Raw genomic sequence first — 1,836 nt, 5'->3', positions numbered from 1 at the left:
CGTCGGCTTCGGCGAGTAGGACGTTCATGTGGCCGGGCATGCGGCCGGCGACGGGGTGGATGGCGAAGGTGATGTCGATGTTCTTGGTCTCGAGCAGGGTGGCGATTTCTTTGACGGCGTGTTGGGCTTGGGCGACGGCCATGCCGTAGCCGGGCACGACGACGACTTTGCTGGCGTAGGCGAGTTGGATGGCGGTGTCGGCGGCGCTGGTGCTGCGGATGGGCCGGTCGCTGCCGCCGCTGCTGCTGCTGGTGGTGGTGGTGCCGCCGAAGCCGCCGGCGATGATGGCGGGGATGGAGCGGTTCATGGCTTGGGCCATGAGGCTGGTCAAAATGGAGCCGGAGGCGCCGACGATCATGCCGGCCACGATCAGGGCGGTGTTGTCCAGCGCGATGCCTTTGGCGGCGGCGGACAGGCCGGTCAGCGCGTTGAGCAGGGAGATCACTACGGGCATGTCGGCCCCGCCGATGGGCAGGACCACGATGAGTCCGATGAGGGCGGCGGCGGCCAGTAGGGCGATCATCCACCAGCCGGCCGCGCCGCCGGTGGTGATCACGACGGCCGCGGCGATCGCGGCGACGATCAGGGCGAGGTTGACCGGTTGTTGCGCCCGCCCCAGAGTCAGCGGTTTGCCGGGCAGGAGTTCCTGGAGTTTGGCGTAGGCGACCAGTGAGCCCCAAAACGAGATGGAGCCGACGAGCGCGGCGAACAACGACGCGATGACGGCGTGGACGGGTTCGTGTGCGTAGCCGGCGGTGTCGCGGAACTGGGCCCACGAGATCAGCGCGATCGCTCCGCCGCCGAGCCCGTTGAACAGCGCGACCATCTGTGGCATCGCGGTCATCTTGACCCGGTAGGCCGCCGGGATACTGATCACCGTGCCGATCGCGATGCCCAGCCCGATCAGCAGCCAGTTACCCATCCCCTCGATCAGCAGGGTCGCGACCACCGCCAGGCCCATCCCGGCGGCGGCGACCCAGTTACCGGCCACCGCCGTGCGCGGGCCCCGCATCTGCATCAGCCCGTAGATGAACAGCGCGAACGCGACGATGTAGAGGCTATTGATCAACGCCATGTCGTGCAGCCAGCTCACCGGTCGGCCTCCTTGTCTGCCCCGCCCGCGGGCTTGTGCTTGAACATCGCCAGCATCCGGTCGGTGACCAAGAACCCACCCACGACGTTGATCGTGCCGAAGATGATCGCGATCACCAGCAGGACCTTGTTGAACACGCCGTCAACACCCAGCCCCAACACCACCAGCGCGGCCAGCACCACCACACCGTGAATGGCGTTCGTGCCCGACATCAACGGGGTATGCAGCGTATTCGGCACCTTCGAAATCACCACGAACCCCAAGAACCCCGCCAGCACCAGCACAGCCAGGTTCTGCACCAACCCCGGATCCATCACCGCACCTCCTCACCCGCCGCACCGGACTCACCGGCAGCGGTCCCTGTCGTGGTCCCTGTCGTGGTCCCTGTCGTGGCCTCTGTCGTGGTCTCTGTCGTGGTGTCTGTGGCGGTGGCCTCTGTCGGCCAGGCCAGCCGGTCCCGCCCGGTCACGCAGGCCCCGGCGATGATCGGGTCGGCCGCATCCAGGGAGAGCCCACCCTCGTCGGTGATGACCAACTCCAAAAACTCGACGATGTTACGGGCATACAACTCGCTGGCATGCCCCGGCATCTCGCCCGGCAGGTTCCCCGGCGCGGCGATCGTCACCCCGTGCGCGGTCACCACCTCGCCCGGCCGGGTCAGCTCACAGTTCCCACCGGCCTCACCGGCCAGATCCACCACCACACTGCCGTCGGCCATCCCGGCCACCGCCTCGGCCGAGACC

2 protein-coding genes and 1 pseudogene are annotated in these 1,836 nt (G+C 67.7%); all 3 read right to left on the bottom strand.

Annotated elements, in window-relative coordinates:
- The coding region (locus H0B56_RS22555; protein WP_180895136.1) for an NAD(P)(+) transhydrogenase (Re/Si-specific) subunit beta at positions 1–1,075 on the bottom strand (1,075 nt) is incomplete at its 3' end.
- A gap of 14 nt (positions 1,076–1,089) precedes the next feature.
- Positions 1,090–1,407: an NAD(P) transhydrogenase subunit alpha part 2 gene (locus H0B56_RS22550; protein ID WP_180895135.1), complete on the bottom strand. Its 318-nt coding sequence runs from the start codon at positions 1,405–1,407 to the stop codon at positions 1,090–1,092.
- Positions 1,407–1,836: pseudogene (locus tag H0B56_RS22545) on the bottom strand (hypothetical protein); the annotation flags it as partial. The pseudogene H0B56_RS22545 and the gene H0B56_RS22550, both read right to left, overlap by 1 nt.

Origin of the sequence: Haloechinothrix aidingensis, from assembly GCF_013450155.1 — a bacterium.
Lineage (GTDB): Bacteria > Actinomycetota > Actinomycetes > Mycobacteriales > Pseudonocardiaceae > Haloechinothrix > Haloechinothrix aidingensis.
Note: the sequence above shows the minus strand (reverse complement) of the source record. Positions and strands in the feature narration are given on the sequence as shown.

Coding starts and splice junctions, on each gene's coding strand:
- H0B56_RS22550 (WP_180895135.1), bottom strand. CDS start 1,407: ATGGATCCGGGGTTGGTGCAGAACCTGGCTGTGCTGGTGCTGGCGGGG.